Source organism: Nocardioides sp. Leaf307 (assembly GCF_001423135.1).
In the GTDB taxonomy this organism is placed as follows: Bacteria; Actinomycetota; Actinomycetes; order Propionibacteriales; family Nocardioidaceae; genus Nocardioides; species Nocardioides kribbensis.
The window spans coordinates 272,396-287,440 of record NZ_LMNY01000003.1 but is presented as its reverse complement, the minus strand read 5'-3'; the positions used below and the strand labels follow the sequence as shown (position 1 = coordinate 287,440).

The 15,045-nt window shown below is 74.3% G+C and carries 12 protein-coding genes; 2 read left to right on the top strand and 10 right to left on the bottom strand.

Annotated features, from left to right (window positions below; translation table 11 throughout):
- Positions 1 to 2: 2 nt before the first annotated feature.
- From ASF50_RS16215 to ASF50_RS16180, 8 genes are all read right to left on the bottom strand, one after another.
- On the bottom strand, positions 3 to 743 hold the full coding sequence (locus ASF50_RS16215) for a histidine phosphatase family protein (protein WP_056905181.1): 741 nt from the start codon (positions 741 to 743) through the stop codon (positions 3 to 5).
- Positions 743 to 1,885 carry a phosphotransferase family protein gene (locus tag ASF50_RS19965; RefSeq protein ID WP_082503301.1) on the bottom strand — a complete coding sequence of 381 codons (1,143 nt, stop codon included), beginning with the start codon at positions 1,883 to 1,885 and terminating at the stop codon, positions 743 to 745. Before ASF50_RS19965 ends, ASF50_RS16215 begins: the two co-directional genes overlap by 1 nt.
- On the bottom strand, positions 1,882 to 2,673 hold the full coding sequence (locus ASF50_RS16205) for an SDR family NAD(P)-dependent oxidoreductase (RefSeq protein ID WP_056905180.1): 792 nt from the start codon (positions 2,671 to 2,673) through the stop codon (positions 1,882 to 1,884). Before ASF50_RS16205 ends, ASF50_RS19965 begins: the two co-directional genes overlap by 4 nt.
- The gene (locus ASF50_RS16200; protein WP_056905179.1) at positions 2,670 to 3,935 is read right to left on the bottom strand and encodes an acyl-CoA dehydrogenase family protein; all 1,266 of its coding nucleotides are present in this window, start codon (positions 3,933 to 3,935) and stop codon (positions 2,670 to 2,672) included. Before ASF50_RS16200 ends, ASF50_RS16205 begins: the two co-directional genes overlap by 4 nt.
- Positions 3,936 to 4,193: 258 nt before the next feature.
- Entirely contained in the window at positions 4,194 to 5,798 is a 1,605-nt protein-coding gene (locus ASF50_RS16195) for a hypothetical protein (RefSeq protein WP_056905178.1), read from the bottom strand.
- Positions 5,773 to 6,510, bottom strand: a complete 738-nt coding sequence (locus tag ASF50_RS16190; protein ID WP_056865021.1) for an ABC transporter ATP-binding protein — start codon at positions 6,508 to 6,510, stop codon at positions 5,773 to 5,775. Before ASF50_RS16190 ends, ASF50_RS16195 begins: the two co-directional genes overlap by 26 nt.
- Positions 6,511 to 6,711: 201 nt before the next feature.
- Positions 6,712 to 8,919 carry a 3-hydroxyacyl-CoA dehydrogenase NAD-binding domain-containing protein gene (locus ASF50_RS16185; protein ID WP_056905177.1) on the bottom strand — a complete coding sequence of 736 codons (2,208 nt, stop codon included), beginning with the start codon at positions 8,917 to 8,919 and terminating at the stop codon, positions 6,712 to 6,714.
- An 86-nt stretch (positions 8,920 to 9,005) separates the two neighbouring features.
- Positions 9,006 to 10,217: an acetyl-CoA C-acetyltransferase gene (locus tag ASF50_RS16180; RefSeq protein ID WP_056905176.1), complete on the bottom strand. Its 1,212-nt coding sequence runs from the start codon at positions 10,215 to 10,217 to the stop codon at positions 9,006 to 9,008.
- Positions 10,218 to 10,445: 228 nt separating this feature from the next.
- On the opposite strand from ASF50_RS16180, the gene ASF50_RS16175 reads away from it, so the two are divergent.
- Positions 10,446 to 11,186, top strand: coding sequence for a MerR family transcriptional regulator (locus ASF50_RS16175; RefSeq protein WP_056905175.1), 741 nt, complete (start codon positions 10,446 to 10,448; stop codon positions 11,184 to 11,186).
- A gap of 102 nt (positions 11,187 to 11,288) precedes the next feature.
- Positions 11,289 to 12,182 (top strand): NAD(P)H-binding protein, encoded by an 894-nt coding sequence (locus ASF50_RS16170; RefSeq protein ID WP_056905174.1) that lies wholly within the window; start codon positions 11,289 to 11,291, stop codon positions 12,180 to 12,182.
- Positions 12,183 to 12,558: 376 nt separating this feature from the next.
- On the opposite strand, the gene ASF50_RS16165 is transcribed toward ASF50_RS16170, so the two are convergent.
- On the bottom strand, positions 12,559 to 13,188 hold the full coding sequence (locus ASF50_RS16165; RefSeq protein ID WP_228942992.1) for a CPBP family intramembrane glutamic endopeptidase: 630 nt from the start codon (positions 13,186 to 13,188) through the stop codon (positions 12,559 to 12,561).
- 100 nt (positions 13,189 to 13,288) lie between these two features.
- A complete protein-coding gene (locus tag ASF50_RS19960; RefSeq protein ID WP_268778361.1) occupies positions 13,289 to 14,878 on the bottom strand; it encodes a DEAD/DEAH box helicase in 1,590 nt (529 codons plus the stop codon).
- Positions 14,879 to 15,045: the final 167 nt, after the last annotated feature.

Here is a 15,045-nt window from a genome sequence, read left to right as displayed (position 1 = left end):
CTTCACCGGTAGGTGAGCGTGTCGCCGGAGACGTGCGGGTGCTCGTTGAAGGTGAGCAGGCGCGGCCCGGTCGAGCCGACCACCACGCGGGTCACCCCCGTGTTGACGCACACGGTGTTGAACCGGCTCCAGGCCCGGGCCAGCCGCGCCTCGTCGGTCTCCTCGGGGTCGACCAGCGCGGCGCAGGCCGCGGCGATCGCGCCGCCGGAGGTCACGACCAGCGTCGTGCCGCCGCTCCCGGTCGCCGCGGCGGCGGCGGTCAGCGCGCCGCGCACCCGGCCCAGGAACTCCCCCCACGACTCCGGGTACGCCGCCCCGTCGGCCCCCGGCTCGCCCGCGGTCCAGCGCCGCGTCGCCTCCACGAAAGCGGTCTGGAAGGCGCGCCGGTCGCTCCACGCGTCGTCGCCCAGCAGGTCGGGGTGCGCGCCCACGACCCCGAGGTGGTCGAACTCGTCCCAGCCGGCGTCGACCGTGACCCCGGGGGCCTCGGGTGTCCCGGGTGTCCCGGGGGGCTCGGGGGTCCCGGTGTCACCGCTCCCCCGGCCGGCGCCGTCGACGAGCGCCTCGAGGGTCTCGCGGTGCCGGCGCATCGACCCGCGCACCAGCGCCGTGGGGAGCGCGCCGGCGGCGGCCAGCGAGGCCCCCAGCAGGCGGCCCTGCTCCCACCCCGTGGGCGAGAGGACGTCGTAGTCGTCGGCGCCGAAGCTGGCCTGGCCGTGCCGCACGAGCAGCAGCAGACCCATCAGGCCCCGGCCCCGGCGTCGGGCCCGGAGTCGGGCTCGGCCCCGGCGTCGGACCCGGCCCCGGAGTCGGCCTCGCCGACCAGCCGGCGGCAGCGGGCCTCCAGGTAGGGGACGACCTGGCCCAGCACGGCGTACGACTCGTTGGTGGTCTGGCCGGTGGCGTAGCGGTACCAGATCTGCTGGGCGATCACCGCGAGGCGGAAGAGGCCGAAGACCTCGTAGAAGGTCCAGTCGCGCGCGCTGAGGGTGCGGCCGGTGCGCTCGCAGTAGCGGCGGGCCAGCTCCTCGCGGGTCCACATGCCCGGCGTGGTGGTGGGCTGGCGGCGGAAGAGCTGGAAGAGCTCGTCGTCGTCGGCCTGCACCCAGTAGGCCGAGGTGCAGCTGAGGTCCATCATCGGGCAGCCGACGGTGGCGAGCTCCCAGTCGAGCACACCGGCGACCTCGAGGTCGGGGCCGAGCACGAGGTTGTCGAAGCGGTAATCGTTGTGGATCAGCACCCGCCCGGCGTCGGGGGGCTGGTGGGCGTCGAGCCAGCCGGTGACGTCGGACCAGTCGCCGGTCTCCTCGGTGCGCGCGTCGGCCAGGCGGCGGGTCCAGCCGGAGACCTGGCGGGCGACGTAGCCCTCGCCACGGCTGAGCGCGGCCAGCTCGGGCACGGCGTCGACGTCGACGGAGTGCAGGTCGACCAGCACGTCGAGCGCGCGGCGGCACAGCGCGTCGGCGGTCTCGGGGGCCACCGGGCGCAGCTGCTCGGGGAAGTCCTGGCGCAGGATCGTGCCCTCGAGGCGCTCCATGACGTAGAACTCCGAGCCGATGACCGACTCGTCGTCGCAGTGGCCGACCTGGGGCGCGATGTAGGGGAAGACCGGCGCGAGGGCGGCCTGGATCCGGTGCTCGCGACCCATGTCGTGGGCGCCCTTGGCCTTGCGGCCCACCGGGGGCCGCCGCAGGATCAGGTCGGGGCCCTCGGCCATGCGCAGCAGGTAGGTCAGGTTGGAGGCGCCGCCGCGGAACTGGCGCACCTCCGTGATCGGCCCGCGCCCCAGCCAGCGCTCGACGGCCGCGGTGTCGAAGGCGTCCTCCTCGCGCAGGGCCTTGGCGGGGTTGCCGTCCGGGGCGGGCGCGTCGGTGGGGGTGCTCACGGTGCGTTCCTCTCGAGCTTGGCCGCCTGGGCGCGCATGACCTGGTCGTAGCCGGCGCGGTCGTGCTGCTTGAGCGCCCACGCGTCGCGCGCGGGCTGGTCGGGCACGATCAGCTCGGCGCCGGCGTCGAGGCCCTCGAGCACGGCCGCGGCGATGTCGGCGGCGGTGATCGGGGAGCGCTCCACCAGCCGCGCCATCGTGGCGCCCAGCGCGGCGTCGGCGCCCTGCAGGGAGTCCATCAGGTTGGTGCGGAAGTACGACGGGCAGACCGCGTGGGCGCTGACCCCGTGGCCGGCCAGCTCGTGGCCGGTGGTCTCGGTGAGCGCCAGGACCGCGGCCTTCACCGCGTTGTAGGACGCCATGCCGGCCGGGTGGACCAGGCCCGCCAGCGAGGCGACGTTGACGATCGCCCCCGACCCCTGCCGCTTGAGCAGCGGCACGAAGGCCCGGGTGCCGCGCACGGCGCCGAAGAGGTTGATCTCGAAGATCCAGTGCCACTCCTCGAGGGTGGCCACGTCGAGCCGGCCGCCACCGGCCACGCCGGCGTTGTTGACCAGCACGTCGAGCCCGCCCCAGCGCCGCCCGACCTCGGCCACCGCGGCGGCCCAGTCGTCGTCGGAGGTGATGTCGAGGGCCAGCCCGCCGTCAGGGGCGCGCAGGTCGGTGCGCAGCACCTCGTCGCCGCGCGCCTCGAAGGCCTCGCTGAGCGCCTCGCCGAGCCCCGAGGCGGCGCCGGTGACGAGCACGCGCAGCGGGGCGCCGGCCCGCTCGGCCGCGGGGGCGCTCACCGGCGCGCGCCGTACTGGCCGAGCTCGAGGCGGGCGACCACGCCGCGGTGCACCTCGTCGGGGCCGTCGGCCAGGCGGAGGGCGCGCGCCGAGGTCCAGGCCGCGGCGAGCGGGTGGTCGTCGGAGAGACCGCCGCCGCCGTGCAGCTGCATGGCCATGTCGATGACCTGCTGGGCCATGGTGGGCACGGCGACCTTGATCTGGGAAACCTCGGAGAGGGCGTTGAGCGGGCCACCGACGTCGAGCTTCCAGGCCGCGTCGAGCACCAGCAGGCGGGCGCTGTTGATGGCGATGCGGGCGTCGGCGATGCGCTCGCGGTTGCCGCCGAGGTTGGCCAGCGGCTTGCCGAAGGCCTCCCGCTCCAGGCCGCGCCGGCACGCCAGCTCCAGCGCCAGCTCGGCCAGGCCGATGAGGCGCATGCAGTGGTGCACGCGACCAGGGCCCAGGCGGCCCTGGGCGATGCCGAAGGCCTCGCCGGGGCCGCTGAGGATGTTGGTCACCGGCACCCGGACGTCGGTGAAGGAGACCTCGCCGTGGCCGAGGGGCTCGTCCTGGAGGCCCATCGTGGAGAGCAGCCGCTCGATCCTGACGCCGGGGGTGTCGCGCGGCACCAGCACCATGGAGTGACGGTGGTGGCGGTCGGCGTCGGGGTCGGTGAGACCCATGAAGACGAAGATCCGGCAGTCGGGGTGGCCGACGCCGGTCGACCACCACTTGCGCCCGTTGATGACGACCTCGTCGCCGTCGACGACCGCCGTGGCGGCCATGTTGGTGGCGTCGGAGGAGGCCACGCCGGGCTCGGTCATGGTGAAGGCCGAGCGGATCCGGCCGTCGAGCAGCGGGTCGAGCCACTCGTCGCGCTGGGCCTGGGTGCCGTAGCGCAGCAGCACCTCCATGTTGCCGGTGTCGGGGGCGTTGCAGTTGAGCACCAGCGGCGCGATGGCGCTGCGGCCGGTGAGCTCGGCGATCGGGGCGTAGTCGACGTTGGTGAGGCCCTCGCCGCCGTCGGTGCCGAAGCGCGCGGCGTACTCCCCCGCGTGCTCCTGGGGCAGGAAGAGGTTCCACAGGCCCTGGGCGCGGGCCTTGGCCTTGAGCTCCTCGAGCACCGGCTGCGGCTCCCACGGGCTCGGCCCGCTGCGGTCGGCGCGGCGGCGGGCGAGCTCGGCGTGGTACCCCGCCTCGACCGGCGTCACCTCCTCGGCGATGAAGGCCGCCACCCGGGCGGTCAGGTCGGCCGCGCGCGGCGAGGGGGAGAAGTCCATGCCTCGCACCCTAGAGGCAGCCGGGTGACGGGCGTCTCACAGGCGCGCGGGCGGCTGCGGGTCGCCGGCGTGGTGGCGCCTCCCGGGGGGCGGGGCCCGCTCGCGGGGCTGCGCGGCGGGACGTCATGCGAGACGTGGAGGCGCATCCACACAACGCATGACGTCCCCCGGCGCCGCCCAGCCCACCCCACCACGTCATACGAGACGTGCAAGCGCATCCACACAACGCATGACGTCCCCGCCGAGCAGCGCGCGGCGTCAGGCGGTGACGGTCAGCACGACGCGGGCGCGCTCGACGGGGTCGAGCCAGCGGCGGCGGGTGCGCAGCAGGCGCCACGACGACCACGCCAGGAACGGTACGGCGCACAGCACCGGCAGCGCCCACCCCTCGGCGCGGCTGAGCCCGGAGAAGACCAAGCCGGTCACGGTGGTGCTCACCGCGAGGCGGGTGGAGTAGCCGACCATGCCCAGCGGCGGGGCGGGGGTCGCGCGGGCCGAGCGCAGGTCGACCGCGTGGGGGTGGGCCAGCGACCAGCGCATCGCGGCCGCGACCACCTGCACGGTGACCACCGCCAGCGTGGCCGTGATCGCCGCGAGCTCGGCCGCGCTCGGCACCCCGGCGCGCACCGCGGCGATGGCGGTGGTCAGCAGCGAGGCCGCGAGCAGGAACTCCGCCAGCACCCACGCGCGGGCGTCGAAGACCGTGGCGGGGTCGACCGGCAGGCTCTCGCGCCAGCGGCCGCCGCGGCCGTCGAGGCACCACGCGTTGACCCCGAAGAGCAGCGCGCCGCCGGAGGCGACCAGGCCGGGGAGCACCGTCATGGTGTCCCAGCGCAGCCCGCCCAGCAGGGCGACCAGGCCGGGGCCCACGGCGAGCACCAGCAGCCCGCGTCGCATCGGCACCGCGCGCCACACCGAGGCCCGGTCGGTGCGCACGAGCGCGGTGAGCGGCCAGCGGGCCAGCGGGCGGGCCTCGTGGTGCTCGGTCTCGCTGCCCTGCTCGTCGCGCGGGTGGCGGCGCGCCGCCAGGTGGGCCGGCACGGCGCCGAGGGCGACCGCGAGCAGGGTCGCCACGAGCAGGCCGGCCACGGTGAGGCCCCACCGCGGGCCGGGACCGCCCACGAGGCCGCCCAGCACGGGCACGGTCGGGCCGCGGTCGAGGGCCGGCACCAGCCGACCGGTGGCCTGCAGGGCCAGCCCCGCGGCGAGCGCCCCGAGGCCGAGCAGGCGCACGGCCAGGACACCGCCGCGCAGGCGGCGCAGGCCCTCCAGGCTCCAGGCGACGACCTGCGCGAGCGCGGTGGCCAAGGCCAGCCACAGCAGCATGCCGACCTGCGCGGCGGCGAGGTCGGCGCCGCCGCCGGCCGGGCCCACGGCGTAGGCGGTGCTGCCCAGCAGCGTCCAGGCCTGCAGCAGCCAGGCGATGTTGAGGGGTGCGAGGACCAACGCCCCGAGGTGGTCGGTGGTGGGGCTGACCGGGTGCACCGCGGCCGGGTCGCGCGCCAGCAGCTCGCGCCCGCCCCCGGAGACGACCGCCGAGACCAGCGCCAGCAGCAGGAAGCCCGCCATCGCGGTGGGCAGCAGCAGGAGCACGTCGAGGCTGCGGCCCTCCCCCGAGCCCGCGCCGGGGGTCCACGCCGGCACGACCGCGGCCGCCGCGGTGAGCGCGACGAAGGCGGCGGTGAGCGCGACGAGCACCCCGCGGCTGCGCACGGTGCCGGCGCGGAAGGCGACCAGGTGGCCGGTGTCGACCACGGCGTGCCACGCGTCGGCGGGTGCGGCGCGCCAGCGGGCGGCGGCCCCGGGACGACGCGGCGGGCCGGAGCCGGGCCAGCGCTCAGTCGAGGAGGCCGCGGTAGGCACGCGCGCCGTCCTCCCCCACCATGTCGGCGGCCGGGAGCGTGGCGACCTGGGCACCGCCGCGCAGCACGGTCACGGTCGAGCAGGCCTCGATGGCCAGCTCGCGCAGGTGGGTGGAGACCAGGACGCAGGCGCCACGGGCGCGGGCGTCGGCGACGACCTCCAGGGTCGCCTCCACGCCGATCGGGTCGACGCCGTCGAAGGGCTCGTCGAGCAGCAGCACGTCGGGCTCGTGCAGCGCGGCCAGCACCACCGAGAGCCGGCGGCCCATGCCGTGGGAGAAGCCGGCCGTCACCCGGTGGGCGACGTCGCCGAGCTCGAAGCGCTCGAGCAGGTCGCGGGCGCGCTGCTCCCAGCCCACCGGGCGGGTGCGCCAGGCACGGTCGAGGCGGCGCAGCCGCGCGGAGAGCTGCACGTGCTCCCACGGCGTCGCGCGGGGCACGAGCCCGCCCACGTCGGGGCAGTAGCCCACCGACTGCTTGACCCGCAGCGGCTCGCGCCGCACGTCGTGGCCCGCGACGCGGGCGGTGCCCGAGGTGGGCGGCACGACGCCGGCGAGCACGCGCATCGTCGTCGACTTGCCCGCGCCGTTGCGGCCCAGGAGGGCGGTGGCCTGGCCGGCGTACGCCACCAGGTCGACGCCCGCGACCGCCTCCACCTCGCCGAAGCGCACGTGGAGGGCGCGCACGTCGACGGCGGGCCGGGGGGAGGTCACGCCACCATCCTGGCCGCGCGGGCGGTGCCCCAGGAGGCCTCCGCGGGCAAATGACCCGGACCGACCAGGGGGTCGGCCGTTCGGAGGACCCGCGGTCTCCGCCGAACGGTCAGGACGCACCGCGGCGGCGGACCCGTCGAGGGTCCGCCGCCGCGGTGTCGTGCCGGTCCGGTGGGCCCGGTAGCCCTCGCGGGCCGGGCGTCAGGCCGGGAAGGACTCGCCCTTCTCGGCCATGGAGCGCAGGTGGGCGGTGGGGGCGAAGCGGTCTCCGTAGCGCTCGGCCAGCTGGTCGGCGCGCTTGACGAAGGCGGCCAGGCCGATCTCGCCGTCGGCGGCCTGGTAGCCGGTCATGTACTGCGCGGCGCCACCGGTCATGGGCGGGAAGCCGATGCCCATGATCGAGCCGATGTTGGCGGCCGCGGCGGAGGTGATGACGCCCTCCTCGAAGCACTTGGCCGTCTCGAGGGCCTCGGCGAAGAGCATCCGCTCCTTCATGTCCTCGAAGGGGATCTGCTCCTCCGCCACCGGGAACTCCTCGGCGAGGCCGGCCCAGAGGCCCTGGCGCTTGCCGTCGGCGTACTCGTAGAAGCCCTTGCCCTTGAGGCGCGAGGGGCGCTCGAGCTCGAGCATGCGCTGCACCACGGCGGTGCCGGGGTGGATGGCGTACGGCGTGCCGTCGCGCTCGGCGGCCTCGCGGGTGGCCTTCTCGATCTTGGCCATGAGCTCCATGTTGAGCTCGTCGGTCAGCTGCAGCGTGCCCACGGGGTAGCCCGCCTGCGTCGCGGCGCGCTCCAGGGAGATCGGGTGGGCGCCCTCGGCGAGCATGGCCAGGCCCTCGTTGACGAAGAAGCCGATGACGCGCGAGGTGTAGAAGCCGCGGCTGTCGTTGACCACGATCGGCGTCTTGCGGATCTGCTGGACGACGTCGTAGGCCTTGGCCAGCGCCTCGTCGGAGGTCTCGGCGCCGCGGATGATCTCGACCAGCGGCATCTTGTCGACGGGGCTGAAGAAGTGCAGGCCGATGAAGTCCTTCGGGCGGTCGACGCCCTCCGCGAGCTCGGTGATCGGCAGGGTCGAGGTGTTGGAGCACAGCAGCGCGTCGTCGTTGACGTAGGGCGCGACCTCGGCGAAGACCTTGGCCTTGAGCGAGGGGTCCTCGAAGACGGCCTCGATGACCAGGTCGCAGCCGGCCAGGGCGGCGGCGTCGCCGGTGGCGGTGATGCGACCGAGCAGCTCGGCCTTCTTCTCCTCGGTCGACTTGCCGCGCGAGATGGCCTTGTCGAGCAGGCCCTCGGAGTAGGCCTTGCCCTTGGCGGCGTTCTCGTCGGAAACGTCCTTGAGCACGACCTCCATGCCGGCGCGGGCGCAGGAGTAGGCGATGCCGGCGCCCATCATGCCGGCGCCGAGCACGCCGACCTTGGTGGCCTTGAAGGGCTCGATGCCCTGCGGGCGCATGGAGCCGGACTTGATGGCCTGGAGGTCGAAGAAGAACGCCTGGATCATGTTCTTCGAGCCCTGCTCGGTGATGAGCTTGACCAGGTAGCGCGACTCGATGCGCGAGGCGGTGTCGAAGTCGCGCATGGCGCCCTCGACCGCGGCCGAGAGGATGGCGCGGGCGGCGGGGTAGACCGCGCCCTTGGTCTGCTTGCGCAGCAGTGCCGGGAAGGCGGGCAGGAAGCCGGCCAGGGCCGGGCCCTTGGGGTTGCCGCCGGGCATCTTGTAGCCAGGGGCGTCCCACGGGTTGGTGGTCGCCTCGGGGTGGGCCTTGATCCACGCCTTGGCCGCGGGCAGGAGCTCCTCGCGGGTGGCGACCAGCTCGTCGACCAGGCCCTTCTCCTTGGCCTGGGCCGGCTTGAACTGCGTGCCGGTGAGCAGCACCTCCATCAGTCCCGCCTGGAGCCCGAGCAGCCGCACGATGCGGGTCACGCCGCCGCCGCCGGGCAGCAGGCCCAGCGACGACTCGGGCAGGCCGAGGGCGACCTTGTCGTCGTCGACGACGATGCGGTGGTTGGTGGCCAGGCAGATCTCGAAGCCGCCGCCGAGCGCGGCGCCGTTGATGGCCGAGACGACCGGCACGGGCAGCTTCTCCAGGCGGCGCAGCGGCTCCTTGACGCCCTCGGCCATCGCGAAGACGCTCGCGGCGTCGTCGGGGGTCGCGGTGACCATGCCCTTGAGGTCGCCGCCGGCGAAGAAGGTCTTCTTCGCGCTGGCGATGACGACGCCGGTGACGCTCGAGGCGTCGGCGGCCAGCTCGTCCTCGATGCGGTCCACGACGGCCTTCATCGAGGAGGTGTAGAGCGCGTTCATGGTGTTGGCCGACTGGTGGGGGTCGTCCAGGGTGAGGGTGACGATGCCGTCGGCGTCCTTGTCGTAGCGGACGGCGGTCTGCTCGGTGGTGGTGGTGCTCATGCGTGTGTGGGTCCTGTCTGGGTCTGTGACGGGCGTCGGCGCGTACGCCGGGAGGGGGCTGGTCGGTCCGCGCGGGTGCGCGGGGCTCAGACCAGCTCGACGATCGTGGCGATGCCCATGCCGCCGCCGACGCAGAGCGTGGCGAGGCCGCGGCGCTGGTCGCGGCGGGCGAGCTCGTCGATGAGGGTGCCGAGGATCATCGCGCCGGTGGCCCCGAGCGGGTGGCCCATGGCGATGGCGCCGCCGTTGACGTTGGTGATCTCGTCGGTGATGCCCATGTCGCGCATGAAGCGCATCGCGACGGCGGCGAAGGCCTCGTTGATCTCGAAGAGGTCGATGTCGCCGACCTCGAGGCCGGCCTTGGCGAGCGCCTTGCGGGCGGCCGGGGCGGGGCCGGTGAGCATGATCGTCGGGTCGGCGCCCGAGACGGCCATCGACACGATCCGGGCGCGCGGGGTCAGACCGAGGTCCGCGCCGACCTGCTCGGTGCCGATGGCCATGAGCGCGGCGCCGTCGACGATGCCCGAGGAGTTGCCGGCGTGGTGGACGTGGTCGATCTTCTCGACCCAGTGGTACTTCTCCAGCGCGACGTCGTCGAAGCCCGCGTCGCGACCCATCTGGGCGAAGCTGGGCCGGAGGCCGGCCAGGCCCTCGACCGAGGTGTCGGGGCGGATCAGCTCGTCGTGGTCGAGCACGGTGAGGCCGTTGATGTCCTTGACCGGCACGACCGAGTCGGTGAAGTAGCCGTTGGCCCACGCCTTGGCGGCGCGGTGGTTGGACTCCGCGGCGAAGGCGTCGACGTCCTCGCGGCTCCAGCCCTCGATGGTGGCGATGAGGTCGGCGCCGATGCCCTGGGGCACGAAGCCGGTGGCGAGCGCGGTGGCGGGGTCCTGGGCCCAGGCGCCGCCGTCGGAGCCCATCGGCGCGTTGCTCATCGACTCCACGCCACCGGCGAGGATGAGGTCCTCCATGCCGCCGCGGATGCGACCGGCGGCCTGGTTGACGGCCTCGAGGCCCGAGGCGCAGAAGCGGTTGAGCTGCACGCCGGCGACCGTGTCGGGGTAGCCCGCCTTGAGCGCGGCGGTCTTGGCGATGTCGCCGCCCTGCTCGCCGACGGGGGTGACCACGCCGAGCACGACGTCGTCGACGCGGTGGGGGTCGAGACCGGGGTTGCGCACCGTGAGCTCGTCGAGCAGCCCGACCACGAGGTCGACCGGCTTCACCTCGTGCAGCGATCCGGCGGCCTTGCCCTTGCCGCGCGGTGTGCGGATGTGGTCGTACACGAATGCTTCTGCCATGACCGTCCTCGGTGCTCGATGTCTGTGCGTCGATTGTGACACTATTGCTGTCACTGTCGTCAAGGGATCGCGGCACCGGCCGCGCCCCCGTGCGTGTGTCGGCCACCACACCGGCAGGATGTCCTGCCTGACCGGCAGGTCGCCGCCCCCCGCGTCAGCAGGCGGGCGGGCGCCACGGCAGCATCACGACAGGCAGCACGACAGGCAGCAGCAGGAGGGAGGACGAGGATGGACGAGAACGGCGCCGGGGCCACCAAGGACCTGATGACCCTCGACGAGCTGACCCAGCGCGCCGGGATCAGCGTGCGCAACGTGCGCTTCTACACCACCAAGGGCCTCGTGCCGCCCCCGATCCGTCGCGGCCGCTCCGGCTACTACACCCCCGACCACGTCGCGCGCCTCGAGCTGGTCGCCGAGCTGCAGAGCCACGGCTTCACGCTCTCGGCCATCGAGCGCTACGTCGCCGCGATCCCCGCCGACGCCACCCCCGAGGACATCGCGCTGCACCGCACGATGCTGGCGCCGTGGCAGGCCGACGTGCCCGAGGAGATGAGCGTCGCCGAGCTCGCCACCCGCGCGGGGCGCGAGCTGGGCGAGGACGACCTCTCGACGCTGGCCGCCCTCGGCATCGCCGTGCCGACGCGCCGCGGGCGCTACGCCGTGGCGCTCACCCAGCTGCCGGTGGGGCTGAGCCTGCTCGACCTCGGCTTCCCCACCGAGGCCGCGGTCGCCTCCGCCCAGGTCTACGCCGCCCACGGCCGTCAGCTGGCCGAGGAGCTCAACCAGGTCTTCCGCACGATGGTGTGGCCCGCCTACAAGGAGGCCGGCGCCTCCCCCGAGACCATCCGCGAGGTCGTCGAGCGGCTCAAGCCGCTCTCGATCGCCGGGCTGGTCTCGGCCTACGAGTCGGCCATGGACCAGGCCAAGCGCGACCGGATCGCCGAGCGCGCCCGGCGCGGCACCGACTGACCTGCCCCCGGCCGGCCAGGCGTCCCGGCGGTTTCTCACCCCTCGGGCCCGAGCCCCCGGCTCCTGGGCGGCGGGCCAGGTCGCACCCCCTACGCTGGCCCCATGAGTCTCACCGTCCTCGTCACCGGCGCCACCGGCTTCATCGGGAAGCGGCTGGTGCCTGCGATGGTCGAGGCCGGTCACCACGTCAAGGCCATGACCCGCCACCCCGACACCTACGAGGGCCAGGGCGAGGCGGTCTACGGCGACGTCTTCGACCCGGGCACGCTGGCCGAGCCGCTCACCGACGTCGACGTGGCCATCTACCTGGTGCACTCCCTCGACGACAACGACTTCGAGCGCAAGGACGCCCAGGCCGCCACCGCCTTCGGGCTGGCCGCGGCCGCCAACGGCGTCACCCAGATCGTCTACATGGGCGGGCTCGGCAAGGACGACGACGACCTCTCCCCCCACCTGCGCTCGCGCCGCGAGGTCGAGCAGCTGCTCGGCACCTCCGGGGTGCCCGTCACGGTGCTTCGCGCGGCGATCGTCGTCGGCGCCGGCGGCGTGTCGTGGGAGATGACGCGTGGGCTGGTCAAGAACCTGCCCGCGATGGTCGTGCCGCGCTGGGCCGCCACCCGAACCCAGCCGATCGCGATCGACGACGTCATCCGCTACATCGTGGGCGTCACCGGCAAGGAGGAGGCCTACGACCGGGTCTTCGAGGTCGGCGGCGCCGACCAGCTGAGCTACGTCGGCATGATGCGCGGCGCGGCCAAGGAGATCCTGGGCCGCGACATCCCCATCATCCAGCTGCCCGTGGGCACGCCGGTGCTCTCGTCGTGGTGGATCCGCCTGGTCACCGGCGTTGACACCACCACCGCGGCCAACCTCATCGACTCGATGGGCAACGAGGTCCTGCAGACCGACTACTCCATCCGCGACGTCGTGCCCGGCGAGCCGCTGAGCTACGCCGAGGCCGTGCGCCGCGCCGTGGCCGAGGACGACCAGACCTGAGCCGGGTCCGATGCGGGCGCCCGGCCGTGCGTCATGCGGACCGTGGATGCGCCTCCACGCGACGCATGACGTCCGCAGCACCCCCCGGGGGGCGTCGCTCGGACCGTGGAGACGACTCCGCGCGACGCATGACATCCGCAGCACCCCGCGGAGGCGTCATGCGGATCGTGGATGCGCCTCCACGCGACGCATGACATCCGCAGCACCCCGCGGAGGCGTCATGCGGATCGTGGATGCGCCTCCACGCGACGCATGACGTCCGCAGCACCCCCCGGGGGGCGTCGCTCGGACCGTGGAGACGACTCCTCGCGACGCATGACGTCAGCGCGCGCCGCCGCGGGAGGGCCCGGGGACGGGTCCGCGGCGCGCAGGACGATCAGAGGAAGATGAGCGGCAGCAGGAAGAGCATCGAGATCGACCACGTCAGGTGGGTCAGGATCGGGGCGAGGATGCCGCCCGAGGCGCGACGCTGCAGGCCGACCACCACGCCGAGGAGCACGGCGGCGAAGGTGAGCATGACGTTGCCGGTGGCCAGCGTGGCCACGGTGTAGGCCACCGTGGTGACCGGCACGGGGTAGCGCGGGGTGGCGGCGTAGGCGCCGCCGCGGAAGAACAGCTCCTCGGCGACGCCGTTGACGGCCGTCACGAAGAGCAGCAGCGGCCAGGGGCCCTCGACGGTGTAGTCGAGCACCGACTGGATCTGGCGCACCAAGGGGTCGAAGAGCGGGATCTCGCGGATCAGCAGCGCGCCGAGCACGAAGACCCCGACCATCGCCGCGCCCAGCAGGATCGGCGAGAGCACCGGGCGGCGCAGCCGCTCGGCGTGCCCGATGCGCCCGAGGTGGAGCGGGCCGGAGGTGAAGGCGCCGAGGATCCACACCGAGGCCAGGACGAGCGTCGAGACGTAGAACCAGCCCGAGCCCGGCTCGATGCGCAGCGAGAAGCCGAGCACGGCGGCGCCGATCACCACGAAGACACCCGTGACGATCTGGCGCCGCCTCAGCACGGCGGGGTCGTCCCGGTGGTCGCGAGGCACGACGTCCCACAGGGACCGTCTGACGAACTCACGCACCGGGCTCACTCCTCCCACCTTACGTCGCCTGCGGTCAGCCTCGGCGTCCGCTGAAGGACGCGGCGCTGTGGCTCGAGCCACCCTGCCCCGACCCACCGGTACGCCGGGCAGCGCCCGACCGCCCGCCGGGCCCGCCGGCGGGCTTGGCCGCACCGGAGCCCTGGCCGCGCCCGCGACCCTGGCCGCTCTGGCCGCCGCCCTGCGAGGACGAGCTGGAGCCGCCCGACGTGCCGCCGCCGCTGCGACGACGGCGGGTGCCGCCGCCCGCGCCGCCGGCGCCGCGGCCGCCGGAGCGACCCGAGCCGCCACCGCTGCCGCCGGAGCCGCGCGGGGCGGGCTCGGGGGTGCTGACGCCGAGGCCGCCGGGCACGAGGACGCGCTCACCGGGGGCCAGCGTGGTGAGGATCGGGTGGGAGATCGTGTCGACCTTGGTGATGGTCGGCTTGATGCCGGCCGCGCGGGTCAGGTCGCGCACGTCGCGCACCTGCTCGGCGGTCATCAGGGTGATCACGGTGCCGGCCGCGCCCGCGCGCGCCGTGCGGCCCGAGCGGTGCAGGTAGGCCTTGTGCTCGGCCGGCGGGTCGGCGTGGACCACGAGGGCCACGTCGTCGACGTGGATGCCGCGGGCCGCGATGTCGGTGGCGACCAGCGTGCTGGCCTGGCCGGCGTGGAAGGCGTCCATGTTGCGCACGCGCGCGTTCTGCGACAGGTTGCCGTGCAGCTCGACGGCGGGCACGCCGTTCTTGTTGAGCTGGCGGGCCAGGGCCTTGGCGCCGTGCTTGGTGCGGGTGAAGACCACCGTGCGACCGGGCGCGCTGGCCAGGTCGACCAGCACCGGCACGCGCTGCTCGCGCGAGAGGTGCAGCACGTGGTGGTCCATCTTGGCCACCGGCGACTGCGCGGAGTCGGCGGAGTGGGTGACGGGGTTGCGCAGGAAGCGCTTGACCAGCACGTCGATGGCGTTGTCGAGGGTGGCCGAGAAGAGCAGGCGCTGGCTCTCGACGGGGGTCTTCTCCAGGATCCGGCGCACGCCGGGCAGGAAGCCGAGGTCGGCCATGTGGTCGGCCTCGTCGAGCACGGTGACCTCGATGGAGCCGAGCTGGCAGTGGCCCTGGGAGATGAGGTCCTCGAGGCGGCCGGGGCAGGCCAGCACGATGTCGGTGCCGCGGCGCAGCCCGGCGACCTGGGGGTTCTGGCCCACGCCGCCGAAGACGGTCTGGGTGGTGAGGCCGGCGGCCTTGGCCAGCGGCTTGAGGGCCTCGTGGATCTGGTTGACCAGCTCGCGGGTCGGGGCCAGCACGAGCGCGCGGGGGCGCTTGGCCGTCGCGGGCAGCGACGACTCGACGAGGCGGGCCACCAGCGGCAGCAGGAACGCGAAGGTCTTGCCGGAGCCGGTGCGGCCGCGGCCGAGCACGTCGCGCCCGGCCAGCGAGTCGGGCAGCGTCGCGGCCTGGATCGGGGTGGGGGAGGTGATGCCGTCGCGGGCGAGGATCGCCACGAGGTCGGCGGGCACGCCGAGGGCGGCGAAGCTCGGGGAGCCCGCGCCGGCGGTGCCGGAGGAACGGGTGGAGGAAGCGTTGGACGAAGCGTTGGACGATGCGTTGGACACGAAGAAGTCACTCACTGTGGGCGTGTCTCGCCAATGATTGGCTGCACGACTGGCCCGTGACGGGCGAGAGGAGCGGGTGCCTCCGACGGAGGCGGCGCGCGGACCGGGTGGTGCGGGTCCGGCGGAGCCCGAGGCAAGACGGAACGGGCTGCCCCCCAGTCTAGGGGTGCAGCCCGTCGATC

Excerpts from the sequence above, each read along its gene's own strand:
- ASF50_RS16215 (WP_056905181.1), bottom strand. The coding sequence starts at position 743 with ATGGGTCTGCTGCTGCTCGTGCGGCACGGCCAGGCCAGCTTCGGCGCC.
- ASF50_RS16200 (WP_056905179.1), bottom strand. The coding sequence starts at position 3,935 with ATGGACTTCTCCCCCTCGCCGCGCGCGGCCGACCTGACCGCCCGGGTG.
- ASF50_RS16185 (WP_056905177.1), bottom strand. The coding sequence starts at position 8,919 with ATGAGCACCACCACCACCGAGCAGACCGCCGTCCGCTACGACAAGGAC.
- ASF50_RS16180 (WP_056905176.1), bottom strand. The coding sequence starts at position 10,217 with ATGGCAGAAGCATTCGTGTACGACCACATCCGCACACCGCGCGGCAAG.
- ASF50_RS16175 (WP_056905175.1), top strand. The coding sequence starts at position 10,446 with ATGGACGAGAACGGCGCCGGGGCCACCAAGGACCTGATGACCCTCGAC.
- ASF50_RS16170 (WP_056905174.1), top strand. The coding sequence starts at position 11,289 with ATGAGTCTCACCGTCCTCGTCACCGGCGCCACCGGCTTCATCGGGAAG.